The sequence below is a fragment of the Pseudomonas sp. ATCC PTA-122608 genome (genome assembly GCF_001952855.1).
Taxonomy (GTDB): Bacteria; Pseudomonadota; Gammaproteobacteria; order Pseudomonadales; family Pseudomonadaceae; genus Aquipseudomonas.
Window position 1 is genome coordinate 20490 of the sequence record NZ_LPNO01000006.1, and the last position, 17661, is coordinate 38150.

General features: G+C 63.2%; 22 protein-coding genes. 1 reads left to right on the plus strand and 21 read right to left on the minus strand.

The genetic code is table 11. The annotated features are described in order from the left end of the window. Nucleotides 1–48: 48 nt before the first annotated feature. From AU074_RS33085 to AU074_RS07315, 14 genes are all read right to left on the minus strand, one after another. Nucleotides 49–792, minus strand: coding sequence for a hypothetical protein (locus AU074_RS33085; protein WP_143503548.1), 744 nt, complete (start codon nt 790–792; stop codon nt 49–51). Between the two features lie 122 nt (nt 793–914). Continuing rightward, the gene (locus AU074_RS07255) at nt 915–1961 is read right to left on the minus strand and encodes an EscU/YscU/HrcU family type III secretion system export apparatus switch protein (RefSeq protein ID WP_076014141.1); all 1047 of its coding nucleotides are present in this window, start codon (nt 1959–1961) and stop codon (nt 915–917) included. Between the two features lie 3 nt (nt 1962–1964). Beyond that, on the minus strand, nt 1965–2777 hold the full coding sequence (gene sctT, locus AU074_RS07260; RefSeq protein ID WP_003208312.1) for a type III secretion system export apparatus subunit SctT: 813 nt from the start codon (nt 2775–2777) through the stop codon (nt 1965–1967). Between the two features lie 6 nt (nt 2778–2783). Then, a complete protein-coding gene (gene sctS, locus AU074_RS07265) occupies nt 2784–3053 on the minus strand; it encodes a type III secretion system export apparatus subunit SctS (protein WP_003208314.1) in 270 nt (89 codons plus the stop codon). Nucleotides 3054–3063: 10 nt separating this feature from the next. Then, nucleotides 3064–3717 carry a type III secretion system export apparatus subunit SctR gene (gene sctR / locus AU074_RS07270; RefSeq protein WP_003208316.1) on the minus strand — a complete coding sequence of 218 codons (654 nt, stop codon included), beginning with the start codon at nt 3715–3717 and terminating at the stop codon, nt 3064–3066. Further along, nucleotides 3714–4715: a type III secretion system cytoplasmic ring protein SctQ gene (sctQ, locus tag AU074_RS07275; RefSeq protein ID WP_076014142.1), complete on the minus strand. Its 1002-nt coding sequence runs from the start codon at nt 4713–4715 to the stop codon at nt 3714–3716. The genes sctR and sctQ overlap by 4 nt, the downstream gene beginning before the upstream one ends. Further along, nucleotides 4712–5161 (minus strand): hypothetical protein, encoded by a 450-nt coding sequence (locus tag AU074_RS07280; protein WP_076014143.1) that lies wholly within the window; start codon nt 5159–5161, stop codon nt 4712–4714. The genes sctQ and AU074_RS07280 overlap by 4 nt, the downstream gene beginning before the upstream one ends. Nucleotides 5162–5731: 570 nt before the next feature. Beyond that, on the minus strand, nt 5732–7054 hold the full coding sequence (locus tag AU074_RS07285; RefSeq protein WP_076014144.1) for a FliI/YscN family ATPase: 1323 nt from the start codon (nt 7052–7054) through the stop codon (nt 5732–5734). Then, nucleotides 7051–7629: a FliH/SctL family protein gene (locus AU074_RS07290; RefSeq protein WP_076014145.1), complete on the minus strand. Its 579-nt coding sequence runs from the start codon at nt 7627–7629 to the stop codon at nt 7051–7053. The genes AU074_RS07285 and AU074_RS07290 overlap by 4 nt, the downstream gene beginning before the upstream one ends. Beyond that, nucleotides 7622–8239, minus strand: coding sequence for a type III secretion protein (locus AU074_RS07295; protein WP_076014146.1), 618 nt, complete (start codon nt 8237–8239; stop codon nt 7622–7624). Before AU074_RS07295 ends, AU074_RS07290 begins: the two co-directional genes overlap by 8 nt. After that, nucleotides 8236–9018 (minus strand): type III secretion system inner membrane ring lipoprotein SctJ, encoded by a 783-nt coding sequence (gene sctJ, locus AU074_RS07300; RefSeq protein ID WP_076014147.1) that lies wholly within the window; start codon nt 9016–9018, stop codon nt 8236–8238. The genes AU074_RS07295 and sctJ overlap by 4 nt, the downstream gene beginning before the upstream one ends. Before the next feature lie 4 nt (nt 9019–9022). Continuing rightward, the gene (locus tag AU074_RS07305; RefSeq protein WP_076014148.1) at nt 9023–9460 is read right to left on the minus strand and encodes a hypothetical protein; all 438 of its coding nucleotides are present in this window, start codon (nt 9458–9460) and stop codon (nt 9023–9025) included. A gap of 9 nt (nt 9461–9469) precedes the next feature. Next, nucleotides 9470–9700: a hypothetical protein gene (locus tag AU074_RS07310; protein ID WP_003208330.1), complete on the minus strand. Its 231-nt coding sequence runs from the start codon at nt 9698–9700 to the stop codon at nt 9470–9472. Between the two features lie 31 nt (nt 9701–9731). Next, entirely contained in the window at nt 9732–10298 is a 567-nt protein-coding gene (locus AU074_RS07315; RefSeq protein WP_076014149.1) for a type III secretion protein, read from the minus strand. Between the two features lie 48 nt (nt 10299–10346). Here AU074_RS07315 and AU074_RS07320 point away from each other — a divergent pair, with 48 nt between their 5' ends. Next, nucleotides 10347–11111 (plus strand): tetratricopeptide repeat protein, encoded by a 765-nt coding sequence (locus AU074_RS07320; protein ID WP_076014150.1) that lies wholly within the window; start codon nt 10347–10349, stop codon nt 11109–11111. Nucleotides 11112–11656: 545 nt separating this feature from the next. Here the strand turns inward: AU074_RS07320 and AU074_RS07330 are convergent. The 7 genes from AU074_RS07330 to AU074_RS34140 form a co-directional block, all read right to left on the minus strand. Beyond that, a complete protein-coding gene (locus AU074_RS07330) occupies nt 11657–12037 on the minus strand; it encodes a hypothetical protein (RefSeq protein ID WP_076014152.1) in 381 nt (126 codons plus the stop codon). A gap of 14 nt (nt 12038–12051) precedes the next feature. Then, nucleotides 12052–13332, minus strand: coding sequence for a type II and III secretion system protein family protein (locus tag AU074_RS07335; RefSeq protein ID WP_076014153.1), 1281 nt, complete (start codon nt 13330–13332; stop codon nt 12052–12054). Continuing rightward, nucleotides 13329–15467, minus strand: coding sequence for a type III secretion system export apparatus subunit SctV (gene sctV, locus AU074_RS07340; protein WP_076014154.1), 2139 nt, complete (start codon nt 15465–15467; stop codon nt 13329–13331). The genes AU074_RS07335 and sctV overlap by 4 nt, the downstream gene beginning before the upstream one ends. After that, nucleotides 15464–15799: a lipopolysaccharide assembly protein LapB gene (locus tag AU074_RS07345; RefSeq protein ID WP_076014155.1), complete on the minus strand. Its 336-nt coding sequence runs from the start codon at nt 15797–15799 to the stop codon at nt 15464–15466. Before AU074_RS07345 ends, sctV begins: the two co-directional genes overlap by 4 nt. Beyond that, nucleotides 15799–16155, minus strand: coding sequence for a hypothetical protein (locus AU074_RS07350; RefSeq protein ID WP_017477038.1), 357 nt, complete (start codon nt 16153–16155; stop codon nt 15799–15801). The genes AU074_RS07345 and AU074_RS07350 overlap by 1 nt, the downstream gene beginning before the upstream one ends. A gap of 28 nt (nt 16156–16183) precedes the next feature. Further along, nucleotides 16184–17077 carry an FHA domain-containing protein gene (locus tag AU074_RS07355; protein WP_076014156.1) on the minus strand — a complete coding sequence of 298 codons (894 nt, stop codon included), beginning with the start codon at nt 17075–17077 and terminating at the stop codon, nt 16184–16186. A gap of 115 nt (nt 17078–17192) precedes the next feature. Next, entirely contained in the window at nt 17193–17354 is a 162-nt protein-coding gene (locus tag AU074_RS34140) for a hypothetical protein (protein ID WP_003207273.1), read from the minus strand. Between the last annotated feature and the right edge of the window lie 307 nt (nt 17355–17661).

The window sequence follows — 17661 nt, forward strand, 5'->3', positions numbered from 1 at the left end:
CTGTGTAGCTGAACGGCTCCACAGGGGTTCAGTACCAGGGCGGTGTGCTTAGCGGCGCGCCAGGTGAGCGGATGTCAGTTGAGCATTGCGATAACCGATAATGCCGTCCTGCCTGCCGTTGTCATCGATGGAGTCCAACGCGTGGCTCACATGAGGCCGCTTGACGATTTCTCGGGCAAGCAACGTCATGTTGTCCTCTGCCCAGTTGCCAGACAGCTGACGCCCCGCAATGTTGTAGATCTGCTCAACGTCGGCCACGCCATTTTCCGGTTTGCCAAACGCCTTGTAGTTATTGCCAAAAGCCAGCGCCACGCTGGAGTCGGACATCCGGTCATAAATATTTATAGGCGACGCATGGCACGGGTCGGGACGGCAAGGTTGAGGGTGTGGAGGTGGGCAGCCGGGCGTGGACTTGGACAACTTTTCGGCGGCCAACTTCGGATTCCACCGGCCAATACGGCCATCTCGTGGTGCATTGCTTCGATGGTCCACCGTATCCAGCTCGTTCATTACGTGGTCGCGCTCGACTACCTGCCTGGCCAGCATCGTCAGGTTGTCCTGCTGGGGATTTCCTGTCAGTTGGCGCTGCGCCACTTCACGAATTTTCCCCGACGTTGCATAGGACGTACCCGAGGGCCTGAACGCATCGAAATTTTTATCAAGCGCCAACGCCAAGTCAGAATCCGACAGCCGTTTATAGGGATCCGCAGGGGGACGCTGGGCATGCAGGACCTGACTGTTGAGTTGCGCGCTATGAGCATTAGACGTGAAGTGACGGTGGATTTCTGCCATGAGTTTGTTTTCCTGGATTGTTCGACATTCCCGCTCTGCACTCCTTCAAGAAAACGCAGAGGCAGAGGGCTGTCACTCTGTGGCGACTAACTTTGGATCGGTTCCAGAGACTTACGCTCGACCTAAATCAACCGCGCCGCCACCAACCAATCCGCCACCGCCTGAAACGAAGCATCCGGTACCGGGTCCCCCGGTACTGTCTTCCTGGCAATTGCCTCCGCCAGGTTTTTGTCTGGCGCCTGCGGTATGCCCAGGTCGAACGCCTCCTGCAACATCCCCAACGCCTCCTCCGGCGAAGCCCGGCACACCACCACCGGCACCGGCGTTTCCCCACGCACATAGCGCACACCGATTACCCAGCCGTCGGTGGTGCCGATCATCATCGAAGCCCGGCCCAGCCCCAGCTTGGTGGCCAGCGCCTGCATCTCCTGGCGCTGGCGCCGCCGCTCGCTCTTGATCAGCGGGTCGCCATCGATATCCTTGCGCTCACGCTTGGTCTCGCTGCGGGTCATTTTCATGTCGCGGCCAAACAGCCAGCGTTGCATCAACACGTCTACCCCGCCCACCAGGATGAAGGCCGCCAGTACAGTAAACACCAGCGGCTTGAGCACCAGGAAAAACGTCGACTCGATACACCCCGCGCCACACCGCGACGACTCCATCAACGCCTGCAACGCGTGCCGCCCCACCACGTAGAACGCTACGGCCAGCACATGCACCTTGATCAGGCCCTTGATGAACTCCACAAAGTTGCGCAAGGCGAACAGCTTCTTGAAGCCTTCCGCCGGGTTGATGCGCTTGAACTCCGGCTTGATAGGCTCCACGGAAAACACAAAGCCGCGCATGGTGATGATATTGGTCAGGATTACCACCCCGGTGGTCACCGCCATCACCGGCAAAGTGATGCCGATCACCAGTTGCTCGGCGTGGTCCAGCACCCGTGGCCACACCGTGGCGAAGGGTTCGATGTAGATCTGCGCGGTCAGGTCGATCAGCGCGGTGACCTGGGCCTGGGCCCGTGGCGCGAGGATTGAGATGCACAGGGTGCAAAACAGGATGACCATGCCCGAGACCAGGTCCTGGCTCTTGGCGACCTGGCCTTTTTTGCGCGCGTCCTTGAGCTTTTTGTCCGTGGCCGGCTGGGATTTTTCTTCGCTGGTATCGCCCATGCGTTACTCCATGCCCGCCAGCGTTTTCAGCAGCTCCACGGTGCCGCGAAACTCTGCCAGTTGGTCCAGCATCAATGGAATCAGGAAGCCGATGTAGATCACCATCAGGATCGAGAAAAACAGGTTTTTCACCGGCAGCGACAGGTCGAAAATATGCAGGTTCGGCGCCATGCGCGACAGGTACGCCAGCATCAGGTCGGTGACCAGCAGCGAGATGATCAGCGGCGACACCATCAGCACCCCGACGCGCATGATCTGGTCAAGGATCGACAGCACCGCCAGCAACGCGGAGCTGGCAAATACCGGGGTGAACGCGGTGACCGGCCACAATTGGTAGCTGTGGTAATAGCCGTCGACCATCAGGATAAAACCGCCGGACATGAAGAACAGCGTGATCAACATCACCGTCAGCAACGTGGACATCACACTTGATTCCCCGGTGGATAACGGGTCCACCAGTTGCGCCATGGTCGAGCCGCGCTGCAGGTCGATCAACTCCCCCGCCACTTCCGCCGCCCAGAACGGTATGCCGAACAACAGGCCGATCAGGATGCCGATCAGGAATTCCTTGATCAGCAATCCGGCGATAAACAGGCTGCCGTGGTTGGGCATCGAGGTCATGGCGTCGAACACCGGCATGAACATCGGGATCGAAATCGCCACGGCGACGCAGCCGCGAATCATCCCGGTGAGCCCGAGGCGGTTGAACGCCGGGGTGATCACTACCACGCCCATGGCCCGGCAGGCCGCCAGCGAAGCCGAGCTGATCACCGGGTAGGCGACTTCGAGAAACTGTGCGGTAAGGCTGGCATCCATGGGCGGTCAGCGCGTCCACAACGGGAAGTTATCCAGCACCTGGCTGCCGAGTTCCGCCACTTGCCCGGCCAGCACCGGCCCCAGGAATACGATGGTCAGCAGCACCGCCACAAGCTTCACTACCTGGGGCAAGGTCTGGTCCTGGATCTGGGTCAGCGCCTGGAACAGGCCCACACTCAAGCCGACGATAATCGCCACCCCGAGCGCTGGCGCGGAGAGCATCAGCACGGTCATCAGTGCCTGTTTCATCAATGACAGGAAAACGTCCTGGCCCATGGGTCGTGCCTCAGCCGTAACTCAGAATCAAACCGTGCATCAGGCGCGACCAGCCGCTCAATGACACGAACAGGAAGATTTTCAGCGGGATCGAAATCAGGTTCGGCGAGACCATCGACATGCCCATCGCCATCAACACGTTGGACACCAGCAAATCCACCACCAGGAACGGGATATACAACAGGAACCCGATCTCGAAGGCCCGGGTCAGCTCTGAGCTGACGAACGCCGGGATCAGCACCACCAAGTCGTCATCCCGCAGGTCGGCACGGGCTTCCGGCGACCAGATGGTCTCGGTGGCCTGCACGAAAAAGCCGCGCTCGGACTCATTGGCAAACCGCGCCAGGTGCGCCTGTAACGGCGGGCGCAAGGCGTCGCCAAGGTCCTTGAGTTGCTCGACGTGTTCGATGTTCAGGTCGCGCCCTTCCACCTGGCGGTACATGTCGCCAATCAACGGCGTAGTGACGTACACCGAGAGAATCAGCGCGATGCCGTACAGCACCAGGTTCGGCGGCGTTTGCTGCACGCCCAGGGCGTTGCGGATCAGGAACAGCACCACCGAGATTTTCATGAAGCCGGTAAGGGTCACCACCGCCAACGGGATCAACCCGATGGTGGCAACCACCAGGATGATCTCGATCAGGTTCGGCTGATAACCGGTCATGGGGTGGCGAAACTCAGCAGGCGCACACCCAGGCCGTCACCGATTTTCACCAGTTGGCCCTGGCCGACGCGGCGGCCGTTGACCATCAGGTCCACGCCATCCACCGTCGGCGTATTCAGTTGCAGCAGGCTGCCCGCGCCCAACTCCCGCAGTTGCGCCAGGGTCAGTTCCAGGCTGCCGACCTGGCACACCAGCTTGAGGGGCAAATCGTCCAGGGCCGCGGCGGCATCGACATCAGTCATTGTGTTCTCCATGTCCAAAAGGGGCGATTTCAAAGGTTCCTGTAGCTGCAGCGATGAGCCGTCGCGTCGGCAGCGGGCTTGCAGGCGGCCCTCAAGGTCCAGCAGCAGTCCGCTGCCGGCTTCGAGCATCAGCACATCGCCGGGCTGCAGGCTGCGCAACTCACCGAGGCTCAGCCATTGCTGCCCGGTGAGCACCGAGAGTGTCTGGCGCAGCGCGGGTAACGGGTCGGCTTGGACCTGGCCGTGTTGCTCCAGCAACTGCGCCACCAGGAACGCAGCGCTTTCGCTCAGGTCGAGCTGGGCGGCCATTGGCGGGGTGTTGCCGAAGGTCAATGTCAGCGCTAGGTGCACGGGGTAAGACCGCGCCTCGTCACTGGCTTCGAGCAACTGCACGGGGTGGCCGAGCAACGGTTCGAGGCGCTCGATCAGATCCAGCACGGCCAGCTCCAGCAACAGCGAACGTGGCAATGACGGCAGCACCTGCGCGTCGAACTGCAACGCCAGCGGCACCAGCACTTGCTCCACAGCGGCGGCGGACAGACGCAGGCGCACCGGCGACTGGCCGAGCAACAGCTGCACATCCCGAGGCGATTTCAGCGGCTGGGGATCGGCGGCCCAGGCGACGCTCAAGTCCTGCCCGGCACAACGGCCCTGCCACGCATGGCGCCGGCGGTGCAGCTGGTTATGCACGGTGAGCAGCGCCGGGTCGTGGTGTTCGAGCCAGGGGCCCAACGGGTCGGCAAGGGCGACGATCATGTGCCGAGCCCTTGTTCTTCACGCAACTCACCGGCGACCCGCTCGCAGCTTTCACGCCCGTCCAACAGGCTTTGCCAGGCATCGGACTGGCGCTGGCGGCTCAGGCGTTCCTGGCGAAACAGCTCACGCTCGCGCTCCTGGGTTTGCAGGGTGCTGGACACGTGGGTGACGTCGCCCTCAAGCAAGCGCTCATCGTCGGACAAGCCCCGCAGGCGATCCTGGGCGGCCTGCCAACTGGCCACCGACAAGCCCTCTGTGAGTGAGGCGTAAATCTCGCCGGCCTCACGGGCAACGGCTTCGCGGTGCAGGCGCAATTGCTCCTTGGCATCAGTCAGGGCGCCGTGGGTTTGCGCGCAGCGTTGCTGCTGCGCCGCCAACTGGCTGGCCGCCCGTTGTTCCCGCAGCACCCGCAGGGTTTGCAGAGTGCGCAGTTGTTCAGTCTTCATCGGTTCTTTTCTCCATCGTCATACCAACAGCGCACTCACTGAGTGCATGAAGATTGAATGTGGGAGCTGTCGAGCTACGGCGAGGCTGCGATAGCGATGTCGGCAGTGCTGACGCCATCGCAGCCTCGCTGAAGCTCGACAGCTCCCACACTGGATTCGGGCTCATGCGAGCACCTGGCGCATGCAGGTCAAGGTGTTTTCGGGGCTGCCGGGCTCGACTGAGTGCATGAAGATCAAATGTGGGAGCTGTCGAGCCCCGGCGAGGCTGCGATAGCGGTGGGCCGGGCAACATTGATGTTGGCTGTGCTGGCGCCATCGCAGCCTCGCTGAAGCTCGACAGCTCCCACACTGGATTTGGGCTCACACCAGCACCTGTCGCATGCAGGTCAAAGTGTGTTCGGGGCTGCTGGGGTCGATTGAGTGCATGAAGATCAAATGTGGGAGCTGTCGAGCCCCGGCGAGGCTGCGATAGCGGTGGGCCGGGCAACATTGATGTTGGCTGTGCTGGCGCCATCGCAGCCTCGCTGAAGCTCGACAGCTCCCACACTGGATCTTGCTGCGCTTTCGGGCTCATGCCAGCACCTGGCGCATGCGGATCAAGGTGTGTTCGGGGCTGCTGGGTTCGTCGGCGTTCTGGCGCAGGAAGGCTTCGATCGCGGCATGGCGGGCGATCGCTTCGTCGGCCAGGGGGTCGCTGCCGGCGGAGTACTCGCCGACGCGGATCAGCATTTCGATTTCGCCGTAACGCGCCATCAATTCACGGATGCGCATTGCCAGGCGTTTGTGTTCGTCACCCGCCACCTGCTCCATCAACCGGCTGCGACTGCGCAGCACGTCCACCGCCGGGAAGTAGTTGCGCTGAGCCAGTTCGGCGCTGAGGGCGATGTGCCCGTCGAGGATCGAACGTGCTTCCTCGGCCACCGGATCGCTGGCGGCGTCGCCTTCGGTGAGTACGGTGTACAGCGCGGTGATGCTGCCTGTGGGGCCCGGGCCGGCGCGCTCCAGCAACTTGGGCAAGGTGGCAAAAAACGACGGCGGATAACCGCGACGTGTCGGTGGCTCACCCACGGCCAGGCCGATTTCGCGCTGGGCCCGGGCGAACCGTGTGAGGCTGTCCATCAGCAGCAGTACGTTACGGCCCTGGTCGCGGTGGTACTCGGCCAGGGTGGTGGCGACAAACGCCGCACGTACCCGCTCGGCCGCCGGGCGATCCGAGGTGGCAACCACCGCGACGGTACGCGCGCGGGCCTGGGCGTCCAGTTGCACGTCCAGCAGTTCGCGCACTTCCCTGCCCCGCTCGCCGATCAGGCCGATCACAATCACATCGGCTTCACTGTTACGGATGATGCTCGCCAACAATGAGGACTTGCCCACCCCAGGCTCGCCAAAGATGCCCATGCGCTGGCCTTGTGCAAGGGTCAGCAAACCATCGATGGAGCGAATGCCCAACGCCATGGAGCGTACGATCAGTTGCCGTGAGAACGGTGCCGGAGGCTCGGCATGCAAGGGATAGGTCTGCAAGTTCAGGGTCGGCGATACACCATCACCGTCGAGAAACTCGCCCATGGGACTGATCACTCGTCCGAGTTGCGCATCGCCTACCGCCACACCGAGGCTTTCGCCGGTGGCGATGATTTGCGTGCGGGTCGACAGGCCTTCCATGGAGCCGATGGGCGACAGGATCGCTTCATCACCATCAAAACCAATCACCTCGGCGCTGAGGCTGCGGCCACTGACCGGATCGCGCAAATGACACAGCTCGCCAATGCTCGCCCCCGCCACGCTGGCCCGCAGCAACACCCCGCGAATACTCAGCACCGTGCCTTGCATCGGACGCAAGCGGGCCAGGGACAAGCGCTCGGTCAGGCGCGGCAGCAGTTGATTGAGGTTCATGCCACGCCCTCTTCGGCAAAGGGCAACAGGCTCCGGCGCAGGGATTGCAACTGCGCTTCCAGCCCCAACTCAACCGAGCCCGCCGGGCTGCTGAGGCGGGCCTGGCCAGCGCTCAGTTGCGCATCGGCCTCCACGGCGATGCCGTCCTTCAGCAACTGTTGGCGCAGGGCATTCACTTCGGCCGGTGGCACCCACAAGGTCAGCGCCTGGCCCTGACGAAACGCGCTCAACGCCTGGCGCGTGCAGCGCACCACGCGGTCGGTGTCGTCCAGCTCGCCGAGCACTTCACGCACGATGCCCAGGGCCAAATCCGCCAGCGATGCTTCAAGCCCGGCCAGGTATTGCTGAACCTGGGCCTGGGCTTCCAGCAGCAACTGCGCGACCTGTTCGGCGCCTTCGCGCCGCGCGCTTTCAAAGCCTTCGGCACGTGCGGTGTGCAGCCACTGGTCGCTGTCGGCCTTGATCTGCTCGGCGTGTTCCTTGGCGGCTTGCACGAAGGCGAAACCATCGGTCCACAACGCCGCTTCATCGGCGCGCAAAATCCGCGCAGCAGGACGGCTGGGTAATTCACTCATGGGCAAGCTCCTCGGCGAGTAACCGGGCGGCGACGGTCTGGACAATTTCCAGGTCGCGGGGCAAGCGCCCGCTATAGCCTTTGGGTGCGACAAAACGCAGGGGCAGCCAGCCCTGCAACTCGGCGGGCTGGGCCTGCAGCCAGGCGGCGACACAGGTGAGGCCATCGCGGTCGATCGCGTCGATCAACTCGGCGGGTTCACGCAGCAGGTCGGCCGCGCCGCCCAACTGCCGGTTCGCCAGGGCCAGGGCAAAGGCTTCCTGGCCGAGGCCTTCGCGCAGCTCATTGACCACTTCTCGGCGGATCTCCCGGCTCAAGGTCGAGGCATGCCAAATCGCACCACATAGCCTGGGCAGGCGCTCAAATTGCGCCGGGCTCAGCAGCAGCACCGGCAAATCGGCGGCCGGCGGCGTGACCAGATGCGCAAGCGGCGCCAGCTGATAATGGCTGGCCAGCAACTGCTCCAGGCGCGACCGAAAACGCGGCTGCCCGTGCAAGGCTTGCAGCACCTCGGCGGGCAGGCCTTCGCCAAAACATTCGCCGAGGCTTTGCTCGCGCACAAACTGCAACGGCTGGGCGATCAGGCCCTGCCAACGCTCAACCAGGCTCATTCACCCTCCTTGAGCACATACAACGCCTGGGACTGGCGCCGCGCCCACTGTTGCCGGGCCAGCACGCCGCACGCGCCGAGGGCGAGCAGCAGCAAACCGCCGAACAGCAACCGCGCCTGGTTCAGGTTGTCTTCCAACAGCCACAGGCCCAAGAAGCGCGCCAATCGCGGTTGCGCCGGGTTCTGGCTGATGGACACCGCGGCCTTGATCGCCGTCACCGAGACACCGTCATAGCTCAGGCCGGAAATACCGTTGGCCACCAGGGTCTTGATCTGCGGGATCAGCGTATTGATATCGGTGCCCGGGTCGTAGCGCACCAGTACCGAGGCCGACGACGGCGAGATCACTCGCTTGAGCAGGTCATTGTCCGGCAGCACCACATGCACTCGCGCCGAGACGATGCCGTCGATCTGCGACACCGAGTGGGACAGCTCTTCGCTCAAGGCGTAGATCATCTGCGCCCGCTCCTGCACCGGCGACGACACCAGGCCGTTGCCCTTAAACACCTCGCCCATGTTGGAAAAACTCTGCTGCGGCAGGCCGGCGTTGTCCAGCAGGGTCATGGCTTCGGCGAAGCGCTGTTCGTCGACCACCACTTTCAGCTGGCCGTTGTCCTGCACCTTGCGCGTCGCCGGGATGCCGTCGCGCAGCAGCACCGCGACCATGGCGTTGGCGTCGCGCTCGCTGAGGTTGGTGTAGAGGTCCATGTCGCAGGCCTGCAAGAGGCTGGCGAGCATGCCGATCAGCAGCAGGCGCAGGGCACGGTTTGGGCTTGGCATGGCGTTATTGACCCTTGAGCAGCGTGTTGGCGGAACCGGAAATCTGCGTCGCACCGCGCACCACCATCTGGGTTTCGATGGAGTAGTCGAACATCTTGCCCAGTGAATGGACGATCTGGTCGACCTGCTGTTCGGCGACTTTCTTGCCCGGTTCTGCAGTGGGCGAGGCACTCGAGGTGCGGATATCCGCAGCGACCACTGGCGGCGGCGCCGACGGGTTATTGGTGAGCAAATCGGCGCGCTCGGAAAAGGTCCGGGAGCGGTCGATAAAACTGTTCAGGCGCTCCATCAGGCCGGAGCCAATCTGATGGGGGCTGGCGCCCTCGGGCATGCCCTTGGCCGTATTGGCCATGTGCTCGAACAGATTCTGCGAGGCCCCGGCGGGCCCCGCGCCGGCGGACGGCGGCAAGGCCGTGGCGCTGGCAGCGAGACTGATGGTCATGGGTGCGCCCTACTCTTCGTCGTCATCGGACATGGCGTCATTCAGCATTTCCTGCGCCTTGGGCATGATGATGAATTGACCGCCGATGGTGACCGCCTGGGTGATCAGGGCATCGGTGAATTCGGCGTCGGTCATCTCCGGTTTGTCGGCGCTCTTGGCGTTATCCACCGCGGCGTTGAACTTGGCTTCAGGGCTGGCGCCACCGGGGGCGAGGTTGCTGTCTACGGCGGTTACGGACATGGTCATGCTCCTTTACTGGGGTTGGGGTGAATCAAGGGGTTTCAGTGCTCACCTGGGCACCGCGAAACACTCGCACGCCGTGCTCGCGCGCGACGACGGGCGCCGCGGCCTTGGGTTGCAGGTGATCCACATGCTGCTGAACCAGCGCCAGGTACGGCGGCGGCCCGGACACAAAGACTTCATCGCCCTCGGGACCATTGCGCATCGACAACTGCTGGCCGAACACATCGAGGTTGTTCAAATACGCCTGCAACTGGTCCAGGTTCAGGGCACTGGCCTTGAATAGCTTGGTGGTGATTTCGTCGCTGGCATTGAGGTACAACAGGTTGCCGTCGAAGTACCAGGTCAGGCCGTTGGTGCTGCACAGCGTCTGCAGAAACTCCCCGGCGGTGGCGGCGCGCACGGTGCTGCGGGCCTTGCCACGCACCTTGTCCGAGAGCACCAGCGGGATGTCGAGGTTGTGGCCGAACTCCTCGAGGGCGGCGCGCACGTCCTGATCCACCAGTACGTAGGCGTAGGGTTTGGCAAACCATTCGGGCTCTTCGTCGGCGTGGGCAATCGAGGCGCCAAACAGCACCGACAGACATAGGAGCGCCATGGAAAATATGCTTACATGACGTCCGCCTTCGCCCAACGAGTTGTGACGATGACCAAACACTTTTTGCTTGCCGGCAGCCTGTTGCTGGCCGCCTGTTCCAGTACTGCGCCGAGCGATACCGATCGCTCGGTGCAACTGGCCAACGACCTGAACAAACGCGGCGACTACGCCAGCGCGGCGGCGCTGTACGAACGTGCGGCCCAGCAACCGGGCGCCGGCATCGACCTGTGGCTCAAACTCGGCCAGGCGCGGCTCGACGGCAACGACGCGCCCGGTGCTGAACGCGCCTTCCAACAAGCCCTCGGCCTCCAGGCGCACAACGCCGACGCCTTGCTGGGACTGGGCACCGCGCAACTGCGCCTTGGCAAAACCCAACGCGCCGTGACGGCCCTGGGCCAAGCCGCAGAGGCCAGCCAGTCGCCGGTCGCGTACACCCGACTGGGCATCGCCCAAGTGCTGAACGGCCAGGCGGTGGCGGCACAAACCGCCTTCGGCAAAAGCCTGGGTCTGCAACCCGACGACCTCGACAGCCGCTGCAACCTGGCCCTGGCCTACGCCCTTGGCGGCCAGTCGCAACAGGCATTGGACACCATCGCCCCCGTCACCCAATCGCCCCGCGCGTTGCCACGGCATCAGCGAAATGAATTGTTGGTGCTGGTATTGGCGGGATACGAACAACGAGTGGCCGGTTTGCCGCTGGACGATATACCGGCGGCTGAGCGTGCACGCCTGATCACAGAAGCCAACCGCATCAAAGCCATCAGCGATCCGGTCGCGCAAGCGCGTGAGTTGGGGTTGGTGGACACGCACTAAACCCAACTGCTGTTGCTGTTGCTGTTGCCCTGCTTTTGATCTTGCTTTTGATCTATCAGGCCCCGTCAACCACGATGGCCGCAAGCAGGCACGGTGGAGCGGGTAAATCGGCAGGGAAGCCGATTTAGCCGCGCCGGGCCATGGATGGCCCGTCGCGGCGGCCTGCGGAGCCGGGCCGGAGTGCGGGCATGCCGAGCCTAGGCGAGGCACCGAGTGGTGGGGCAAAGACCTTTTGGTTACTTTTGGGGCGTTTGCCAAAAGTGACCCGCTGTAAGAGCGGAACCATAAGAAGCCGTTACCGCAGGAATGGATATGTACACGGTAAGCTTCAAGATCCCGGTCGCCTGCCAGACCGCTTTCGCGAGCAAGCCCGCTCCCACATTTGGGCAGTGGTGGGACAGACATATCTGCTGGGCCTGGAAAACCGCTATCGCAGGCAAGCCAGCTCCCACAGTTAGTCTGTGGTGTGACAGATGGATCTGCTGGACCCGGAATACCGCTATCGCAGGCAAGCCAGCTCCCACAGGGGGAATGCATACGCAGGGTCATTGCTCCGCTCCCGGAGCGCCCGCCTTGGCCTCTTGCTGAGCCTGACGCCGCTGCAACTGCTCCCGATCAAACCCCTCGATATACACCTGCGCCGCCCGCCCAACCGGCGCCGCCATCGCCGGGCCGGTGGCCCGCCCCTGATTCAAATCCTGCCGCTGCTCCACCATCTGCATCAAATTCAAATTGTTGGCACACCCCAACGGCAAGGTCGCCTTGAAATCCTCATCCAGCCCAATCTCATCCTTGGCCGGCGGCTGCTGGCACTGGCTCGGCAACCCATCCGCCTGATACTGCGGCGAGTAATACACCGGTGCCAAATGCGTCTTGCAGCCCACCACCAACAAGGGCAAACACATCAACAAACGCGAAACTTTCATGACATGCCCCCTCATCAATTCATGTAAAAACCGAACGCCCCACCACTGCGCGGCCCCGCCGCTGCGGCGGTTGCAGGCTGCGCATCCAGCGGCGTGGCCAACGTGCGGCTGCGCACCGGCTCCACCAGATATGGCGTGATCAAAATCACCAACTCGGTTTCGTTGCGCTGAAAACGCTTGGAGCGAAACAGGTTGCCCAGGATCGGCAAGTCCCCCAGCAACGGCAGCTTCTCGATGTCCTGGCTGCTCTCACGCTGGAACAAACCGGCAATCGCAAACGTCTGCCCGCTGCCCACTTCCACCCGCGTATCGGCGCGGCGCACGCTGAACGACGGCACATGGAAATTGCCGAAATCCACTGTCCCGCCACTCACCACACTGCTGACCTCCGGGCGCACTTGCAGGGCAATACGGCCGTTGGGCAGCAAGGTCGGGTTGAACAGCAGCGACACGCCGAACGACTTGTATTCAATGCCCACCAGATCCCGATTCACCGGCACCGGAATCGCCACTTCGCCGCCCGCCAGGAAGCTTGCGGTCTGCCCGGTCATCGCGGTGATATTCGGCTCGGCCAGGATTTGCAGAATCCCGTTGGCCTGCAACGCGTCGAGCATGCCGTCGATATTGGTGTTGCCCGAACCGCTGCCCGCCGCCGCCAAGCCACCTGCGGTCGCCGCTGCCAATGGCCCACCGGTGATCAGCCCGAAGGAAAACGTGCCGTTGCTGAACATGGCGTTCCAGTTCACGCCGTAGTGCAGCAGCTCCGAGCGGGACACTTCAGCGAACCGCACCCGCAAATTGACCTGGGCCGCACCGGCGTACTCCGTCGTGTTGACCGCACTCTGAAAACCCTGGCCCTGGGGGTTGAGCAAGGCATTCAAATCCGTCGCCTCGCCCACGCTGCGCACCGTGCCCTTGGCGATCAAGCGATTACCCGCGCCGCTGATCTGCGCGCCGTTGCCGGGATGCAATTCCTGCATCGGCGCGGTCACCGCCTGGGTGGCGCTGCTGACAGCCAGGGACAGGCTGGCGAGCTGTTTGCCATCGCTGCCGAGGGCAATCAGGCTGGTATTGCCCGGGGCCTTGCCGAAGATGTAGATCACACCGGGCGACACCACTTGCAGGTCGGCAATCCCCGGTTCGGCCACCAGCACCGACTCCACCGGGGCCACAAAATGCAGGATCCGGCCTTCTCCGGAGGCCAGGCTGATGGAGCCTTGGGCGCCATTGGCAATGTCCTGGGCGCTGCACAAAAACGACGCCAACGTCAGCAACAACAGAGAAAAACGGATCATGAGGCAGACGCCAGGGAAGTGACGGAAGCCGCGGCAGGTGCACGGCGGTTGGAGATATCGGTGAGGCTGATGGTCACCAGCGCTTGCAGGTTGTATTCGGTGGCCAGTTCGCGAAACGACAGCACCGCCAGCTCCAGTTCACCGCGCAGCACCAAGCGACGCAGGCTGCGGCGCAATTCCGGATGCACCAGCAATACCGCGCTGTTGGCCTCGAGGGTTTTGTCGCAGGCCTGGCGCAGTTGGGCGAGCAAGGCGCGGTTGACCTCCTCCGGGATCACTTCGCGGCTCGGCTCCTGGCGCCGCAGGGACGCGCGCAGTTGGTCTTCCAAACCCGGCGCCAGTACCAAGGCGCCAATCACCCGATTGCGGTCGGCGTATTGATGGCTGATCTGCCGCGCCAACGCGGCGCGCAGGTGTTCGGCGAGGCGGCCGGCGTCGGTTTCCCGGGCGCCCCACTCCACCATGGCTTCGAGCAAGGCCCGTTGATTGCGGATCGACACGCCCTCGCCCACCAGCAAGCGCAGGGTCTCGGCCACGCGCTGCAAGGGCACCAGGCGCAGGGCTTCCTTGACCAGTTCGCCGTAGGTGGCTTCGGTACGTTCAAGCAGCAGGCGGGTTTCCTGGATCCCGAGGAAGTCCGCGGCATAGCGGCGCAGGCTGCGCTCCAGCACGCCGCGCAGCACTTCGTCCGGCAGCAGGAAGCCGATGCCGGCAGCGCGCAACGCGTCTTCGTGCTGACGCTCGATCCAGTGCGCGGCGCGGCCATTGAGTGGCGAATCGGCTTGCAGGGTGGCGATGTCCAGCAGTTGCACGTGCACCGGATCGTCCTGCAACAACAAGCAGTTGATCGGCATCTCGCCTTCGCTGACCGGCACGCCTTCCAGGGACACGCGGAAGCTGCCCGGCGTGGCCTTGGCGTCCATGTGAATGCCCGGCACCGGCATATCGACGCCGAGGTCGCTGCGAATGTCGTGACACAGCGCTTCGATGCGCTGGCTCAACAGCTGGCGCGGTGCGCTGAGGGCCAAGGCGCTGCCGAGGGTCAGCAGCACCCGCGTGTCGGGGGCCACGCCATAATCCTGCTCGGCCTGCACTTCCACCTCCGGTTCCAGGGTCTCGATCAGCGCCTCGGGTTCCACCTGATTTTCACGGGTATGGCGGCGGTACATCACGAACGCCGCGCCACCAAATACCAGTGACAAACCCAGGAATACCCAGGTCGGAAAGCCCGGGATCACGCTGACGCCGACCATGATCAATGCGGTCAGGCCGAGGGCCCGGTAGCTGGCGCCCAACTGCTTGAGAATCTCGCTGCCGAGGTCACCCGCCTCGCCGTCGCTGTTGACCCGCGTCACCACGGTGCCCGCCGCGACGGAGATCAGCAGCGCCGGGATCTGTGCGATCAAGCCGTCGCCCACGGTCAGCAGCGAATAGGTGTGCACCGCCGCGCCGAACGCCATGTCGCGCTCGATCATGCCGATCAGCATGCCGCCCAGCAGGTTGACCGCGAGGATCACCAACCCGGCAATCGCGTCGCCCTTGACGAACTTCATCGCCCCGTCCATCGCGCCGAACATCTGGCTCTCGCGCTCCAGGCGTGAGCGCCGGCGACGGGCTTCGGCCTGGTCGATATCGCCGTTGCGCAGGTCGTTGTCGATGCTCATCTGTTTGCCGGGCATCGCGTCCAGGGTGAAGCGCGCCGCCACTTCCGCGACCCGCTCGGCGCCCTTGGTGATCACCACGAACTGCGCCACGGTGATGATCAGGAACACCACCATGCCCACCACCACCTGGCCGGCAATCACGAAGTCGCCGAAGGCCTTGACGATGTGGCCGGCGTCGCCGTGCAGCAGAATCAAGCGGGTGGTGGTGATGGACAGCGACAGGCGAAACAGAGTGCTGAGCAGAATCAGCGGCGGCAGCGCCGAGAATTCCACCGAGTGGCCGATGTAGAAGGCGACGATCAGGATCAGGATGCTCAGGGCGATGTTCAGGCCGATCAGCATGTCCACCAGGTAGGTGGGCAGCGGGATGATCATCATCACAATCGCCATCAGCATGAACGCGACGATGATCACGTCGGTACGCTGGGCGGCCATGCGTGCGATGCCGTTCAGGCGGTTGAGCAGGTTCATGGCGCCACTCTCCGTGCAGCCAGGTAGCGTTTGAAGCACTGGCGCGCTTCGTCCTTGCGTTCGCCGTACCACAGCGCCCGAGCGCGCAGCAGCAACAGGCTGGCGGACTCGCCTTCCAGCGCCACCAGGCGGTCCAGGGCCGTGAGTGCGCGGGTAAAGTCGCCGCTGTCGGTGAACGCCAGCACCAGCGAGCGCAGCAGCAGGCGGTCGTCGGGCGCCACGCTCACGGCAATCAGCAACATCACCAGCGCACGCTGAGACTGGCCGTTGCGCCGGTACAGCTCGCCAATGCCCTTGAGCAATTGCACTGCGTCATCGTTATCCCGGGACATCAGGCCTGGACCTCCGAGCGTTGTTGTTCGAGGGTGCGGCGCATCTCGATTTCCTCGCTGATCAGGTCATGGGCCAGCGCCTTGATCTGCGGCTCGGCGTCGAGGTTCGGCAACAGGTGCTGCATCACGTGATCCAGCAACTCCAGGGAACGTGCGCTGCCGAACAGCAGCGAGTCGACGCCGGCGGCGCTGGTGAGTTCTTCCAGGTCACTGCGCAGGGAGCGGCGGGACTGGACCTTGCGGGTTTTCAGCACGGCCTCGAAGGCGGTGGCCTGGCGCGAATTGACCGGGCGGATCGCCTCGACCGGCGCGCTGCGCACATCACTGGGAATCAACGGACGGGGTTCGACTTTCATCCCGGGGCCTTAGCTGAAAAAAGCAGCGTCATAGGGTGAAGGTGAAGCGTTCTTCGCCACGGGCGAGGATCACCTGGTTGTTCTCGATGCGTTCCAGTACCCAGTTGTCGGCCAGGGCCGCGCCGGGGTACAGGCGCTTGCCGCTGTCGTTGATCACATAGGGATGAGTGCCGAACCACACCGCCTGAAAGCGCACCCGGGGTCGGGCCGCATCCGCACGCACCGCGACCCGCGGGTTGAGCACAATCTGCTGGCCATAACGCTGGTCGAAGGCTTGTTGCAAGGCCACCCACTGGGGCTTCTGTGCCCGCTCGAAAGAGCCGACGGCATTGAGCTGGCCGTCGACGTCGCTGACCTTCACGGCGTCCAGGTGGGCGGCTTGTAATTGCCCTTCGAACCAGGCCTTGGCCTCGGCACGGGAAGGCTTGGCTGCGGTTTTTTCGGTGACCGGCTGTACGGCTTGCGCTTGCGGTGGATCGTTGCGAAATGCCAAGGCACCTGCGCACACGAACAGCAAGGCGCTGGCGATGATCCACGGGGTGAATGTGCGTGTTGCCACAAGCGGTTTTTCAGAGCTGCCCGGCAGCACCAGGCTCACACCCGCCGTGCCGATGCGCAGTTGCAGCGGCAGCCGCGCGCGATGGCCGCTGCCTTGGGGAATACGGATATCACCGGCAGTGCCAGTGATCAGGACATCACCGCCAAGGGCTTCGACGGCCACCTGTGCACCTTCAAAACGCAGGCGCAGATGCAGCTCGGCGATTCCGGGATCGCTGAGCAGAAGGTCGGCAGCCAGCGCGGCGCCAAGGGTGTAGACCGGCTGGTCGAGCATCAGGGAACTGCCCTGGTGCAAACCGTGGGTCACGAGCAGGGTCGGCGCGCCGTTCGCGGCGGGCAGGCCCAGGGAAATCAAGGCTGTCATGGTTGGGTTTGCCCCCTTGAGAATCACAGGTCGCAACCACACCTGTGCCGATCAACAACGGTGCAACGGGGTAACGCAGGTATACGGGCAGCGCCGGCGCTGCCCGTATGGCGAATCAGTTCTGCGGACGCTGTTTGGTGGCGTCGAGCTCTGCTTTTTTCGCGGTGCTGATCTCGGTGATCTTGGCCGACTTCTCGATGGCCATGTTGAAAGTTGCTTCCATCTTCGCGATAGCGTCGTCGGCGCCGCCTGCACTTACTGGTGGAGTAGTAGCCATGTTCAATCTCCTTGCATCGATAGGGAAGTTAAGCCGCATGCAAACCGAACCGAACTCCCAGCGTCAGACAGTGAGTTGGCAATGCAGCTGTCGGTTTGCATGGGACCCATACTACTCACGAATAAAACGCCTTCGCTGTGAAAGCTTGTGAAACGTTCGCGGTGGGCGCTGTGAAAAATCCGGCTCAACCTGCCGTTGAGAAAATCTCATCCCAAGGCAGTCGTGGAACTTTTGTTGAAAACCCAATACATGACGAAACCCAATGATTACGGGGCCTTTCGCTTAATCATGAACGGTTTTGAACAAT